The following is a 4,478-nucleotide window of genomic DNA, read 5'->3' as shown; positions in this document are numbered from 1 at the left end:
CCTGCAGATCAACGCGCAGAACTGCGTGCACTGCAAAACCTGCGACATCAAGGACCCGACGCAGAACATCGTGTGGGTCACGCCCGAGGGGGGTGGTGGACCGAACTACGCTGGAATGTAGAGCTGGCCCCCACGCTCCGCCGCTGGCGCGGGTCGCTGCCCCCCAAGGGGGCTGAGCCTGCCTTGGGGCGGCCCGGCGGCAGTCTCGGCGCCGGATCGTGAACTAGAATCTGCCGGGTCAGGAGAGCGCCACCCCCGAGGTGGCCGCCGAAGGCGCAGGAGGTCACCCACGTGGCCCTGAACGCTCAGGCAAAAGGACTGACAAACACGGGCCGAAAGGCCGGTGTACCCCCCTGGAGAGAGGTCGCTCACCGAGGCGATCCACCGAAGGAGCAAACGCGGCATCGCCCGCGTGAATCTCTCAGGTAAAGCGGACAGTGGGGCAGCGCACGGATGAACCGTGTTCCGCCCCTTGGGGCCTGCCCCTTTTGCCTGCGAGCCCTCCGTGTCCGACACCGAACTCCTCAAGACCCCGCTGCACGCCCTGCACACCGAACTCGGCGCCCGCATGGTGCCCTTTGCCGGCTACAGCATGCCGGTGCAGTATCCCGCCGGCCTGATGGCCGAACACCACCACACCCGCGCGGCGGCCGGCCTGTTCGATGTGTCCCACATGGGCCAGCTGCGGCTGGTCGGCGCGGATGCAGCGGCCGCATTCGAGTCGCTGATGCCGGTAGACGTGATCGATCTGGCCGTGGGCAAGCAGCGCTACGGCCTCTTGCTCAACGACGCGGGCGGCATCATCGACGACCTGATGTTCGTCAACCGTGGCGCGGACCTCTTTGTGATCGTCAACGGCGCCTGCAAACACGGCGACCTGGCCCACATCGTCGAGCGCATCGGCAACCGCTGCAGCGTCGAGCCGCAATTCGACCGTGGCCTGCTCGCCCTCCAGGGCCCGCAGGCCGTGACCGCCCTGCAGCGCCTCGTGCCTGGCGTCGACAAGCTGGTCTTCATGACCGGCGGTGCCTTCAACTGGCAAGGCGCCGACCTGTTCATCACGCGCAGCGGCTACACCGGCGAAGACGGCTTCGAAATCTCGGTGCCATCCAACAGCGCTGAAGCCTTCGCCCGCGCCCTGCTGGCTGAACCTGAAGTGAAACCGGTGGGCCTGGGCGCGCGCAACTCGCTGCGCCTGGAAGCCGGCCTGTGCCTATACGGGAACGACATCGACACCACCACCACGCCGGTGGAAGCCGCACTCAACTGGGCGATGCAGAAGGTGCGCCGCACCGGTGGTGCGCGCGCGGGCGGTTTCCCGGGCGCAGCCCGTGTGCTCGCGCAGCTCGACGGCACCGAGCCGCTGACGCGCAAACGCGTCGGCTTGATCGCACTCGAACGCATTCCCGTGCGCGACCACACCGAACTGCAGACCCCCGGCGGCGAGACCATCGGCGAAGTCACCAGCGGCCTGCTCGGCCCCAGCGCCGACAAGCCCGTGGCCATGGGCTATGTGAGCCCTGCGCACGCGGCCTTGGGCACGCGTCTGCACGCCATGGTGCGTGGCAAGCCGGTGCCCATGGAGGTGAGCGCCATGCCTTTTGTGCCCAACCGCTACTTCCGCGGTTGATTCCCTGTCCCTCTTTTTTTCAGGAGCCTTCCCATGACCACCAAGTACACCGAAGACCACGAATGGATCAGCGTTGACGGCGACATCGCCACCGTCGGCATCACCGTGCACGCGCAGGACGCGCTGGGCGATGTGGTGTTCGTCGATCTGCCCGAAGTGGGCAAGAGCTTCGCGCAAAAAGAAGTGGCCGGCGTGGTCGAGTCCGTCAAGGCCGCCGCCGACGTGTACATGCCGGTGAGCGGCGAAGTGACCGAAGTCAACGAAGCCCTGCGCGCCGACCCCTCGCTGGCCAACAGCGACCCGCTCAAGAGCGGCTGGTTCTTCAAGGTCAAGCTGTCCGAGCCGGCGCAGGTCGACGCTCTCCTTGACGAAACTGCCTACGCCGCACTCGCGGCGCAGTGACGAACACCCCCGCCGCGCTTCGCGCGACCCCCTCAAGGGGGCGGCACCTACGGCCCGGCAAAGCCGGTTCCATGGTGCCCCTGGTTCTGACTCCCGCCCTTGACATTTGTTTTTTGAGGTAAGCCATGCTGATGCCGTCTGTCAAACCCCTGGATGAACTCGAGAACCCGTCCGAGTTCGTGGCCCGCCACATCGGCATCGGTGAAGCCGACGAAGCGCTGATGCTCTCGGTCATCGGCGAGGCCTCGCGCCGCGCATTGATCGACGGCATCGTGCCGCGCAGCATCGCGCGCAGCCAGGGCATGCAGTTGCCCCCCGCCATCACCGAGGCCGCGGCACTGGCCGAGATGAAGGAAATTGCCGACCAGAACCAGTTGCTCAAGAGCTTCATCGGACAGGGCTACCACGGCACCCACACGCCGGGCGTGATCCTGCGCAACGTGCTGGAGAACCCCGCCTGGTACACCGCGTACACGCCCTACCAGGCCGAGATCTCGCAAGGCCGCATGGAGGCGCTGATCAACTTCCAGACCATGGTGTGCGACCTCACAGGCATGGCCATTGCCAACGCCTCCATGCTGGATGAAGCCACCGCCGCTGCCGAAGCCATGACGCTGGCCAAACGCTCGGTGAAGAGCAAGGGCAACACCTTTGTCGTGGCCGGCGACTGCCACCCGCAGACCATCGAGGTGGTGCAGACGCGCGCGAAACCGCTCGGCTTCACCGTGAAGCTCGCCAACTCGGCCGCGGAGTGGGAAACCGCGCTGGCCGGGGACGACTACTTCGCTGTGCTCGCGCAATACCCCAGCACCAGCGGCCGCATTGAAGACCTGGCCGCCGATGTGAAGACCGTGCAGTCCAAAGGCGCGGCCTTCATCGCCGCCGCCGACCTGCTGGCGCTCACCCTCATCACGCCCCCCGGCGAGTGGGGCGCCGACATCGTGGTCGGCACCACGCAGCGCTTCGGCATGCCCATGGGCGCGGGCGGACCGCACGCCGCCTTCATGGCCTGCCGCGACGAATTCAAGCGCTCGCTGCCCGGCCGCCTGGTGGGCGTGAGCGTGGACGCGCATGGCAACCCCACGTATCGCCTCGCGTTGCAGACACGCGAGCAACACATCCGCCGCGAGAAGGCCACCTCCAACATCTGCACCGCGCAGGTGTTGCCGGCGGTGGTGGCGAGCATGTACGCCGTGTACCACGGGCCTGCGGGCTTGAAGCGCATCGCGCAGCGCGTGGCGGCCTACACCGCCGTGCTCGCACAGGGCCTGGAGCAATTGGGCTGGACGCCCACCAGCGAGACGGCCTTCGACACACTCACCTTCAAGGCCGGTGACCGCGCCACCACGTTGCTGAAGCGCGCGGTGGACGCCGGCATGAACCTGCGTCTGAGCTGGGGCGAATACGTGGGCATCACGCTGGACGAGACCACGACGCGTGAGGACATCGAGAAACTGTGGGGCGTGTTCGCGTTGCAGGGACAGAGCCAGCCCGGTTTTGCCGAATTCGAGAAAGGCATCGAGCCGCGCATTCCCACCGAGCTGCGTCGCACCAGCGGCTACCTTACGCACCCGGTGTTCCACAGCCACCACTCCGAGACCGGCATGCTGCGCTACATCCGCGCACTCTCCGACAAGGACCTGGCCCTGGACCGCAGCATGATCCCGCTGGGCTCGTGCACCATGAAGCTCAACGCCACCAGCGAGATGATCCCCATCACCTGGCCGGGCTTTGCCAACGTGCACCCGTTCGCACCGGCCGGCCAGTTGCTGGGCTACAAAAAGCTGGACGAACAACTGCGCGCCTGGCTCTGCCAGGCCACGGGCTACGCCGGCATCAGCCTGCAGCCCAACGCCGGCTCGCAAGGCGAATACGCCGGCTTGCTGGTGATCCAGGCGTACCACGCATCGCGCGGCGAGCACCACCGCAACATCTGCCTGATCCCCAGCAGCGCCCACGGCACCAACCCGGCCAGTGCGCAGATGGTCGGCATGACCGTGGTGGTGACCAAGTGCGACGAAAACGGCAACGTGGACATGGCCGACCTGCAGGCCAAGTGCGAACAGCACAGCGCCAATCTGGCGGCGGTGATGATCACCTACCCCAGCACGCACGGCGTGTTCGAGACCACAGTCAAGGAGCTCTGCGCGCTGGTGCACCGGCACGGTGGGCGTGTGTACGTGGACGGCGCCAACATGAACGCGCTGGTCGGCGTGGCCGCACCAGGCGAGTTCGGTGGCGATGTGAGCCATCTCAACCTGCACAAGACCTTCTGCATTCCGCACGGTGGTGGCGGCCCCGGCGTGGGCCCGGTGTGTGTGGTCGAAGACCTGGTGCCCTTCCTGCCCGGGCATGCCACAGGCGGCCTGCCGGTGAACGGCGTCGGCGCGATCTCGGCCGCGCCGCTGGGCAACGCAGCCGTGCTGCCCATCAGCTGGATGTACAT

The 4,478-nt window shown here is 66.9% G+C and carries 4 protein-coding genes and 2 riboswitches; all 4 genes read left to right on the top strand.

All coding sequences use genetic code 11. The features are described from left to right. A partial coding sequence (locus Q0C59_RS18880) for a 4Fe-4S dicluster domain-containing protein (protein ID WP_291218473.1) occupies window positions 1–121 on the top strand: 121 nt, incomplete at its 5' end. Between the two features lie 108 nt (window positions 122–229). Next, a riboswitch (glycine riboswitch) is annotated at window positions 230–331 on the top strand. 12 nt (window positions 332–343) lie between these two features. Then, a riboswitch (glycine riboswitch) is annotated at window positions 344–448 on the top strand. A 57-nt stretch (window positions 449–505) separates the two neighbouring features. Beyond that, window positions 506–1,630: a glycine cleavage system aminomethyltransferase GcvT gene (gene gcvT / locus Q0C59_RS18875; protein ID WP_291218471.1), complete on the top strand. Its 1,125-nt coding sequence runs from the start codon at window positions 506–508 to the stop codon at window positions 1,628–1,630. Between the two features lie 33 nt (window positions 1,631–1,663). After that, window positions 1,664–2,032 carry a glycine cleavage system protein GcvH gene (gene gcvH, locus Q0C59_RS18870; RefSeq protein ID WP_291218469.1) on the top strand — a complete coding sequence of 123 codons (369 nt, stop codon included), beginning with the start codon at window positions 1,664–1,666 and terminating at the stop codon, window positions 2,030–2,032. Between the two features lie 125 nt (window positions 2,033–2,157). Further along, window positions 2,158–4,478: aminomethyl-transferring glycine dehydrogenase (gene gcvP / locus Q0C59_RS18865; protein ID WP_291218467.1), on the top strand; the 2,321-nt coding region annotated here is incomplete at its 3' end.

Source organism: Hydrogenophaga sp., from assembly GCF_022844385.1.
Classification (GTDB): domain Bacteria; phylum Pseudomonadota; class Gammaproteobacteria; order Burkholderiales; family Burkholderiaceae_C; genus Hydrogenophaga.
Note: the sequence above shows the minus strand (reverse complement) of the source record. Positions and strands in the feature narration are given on the sequence as shown.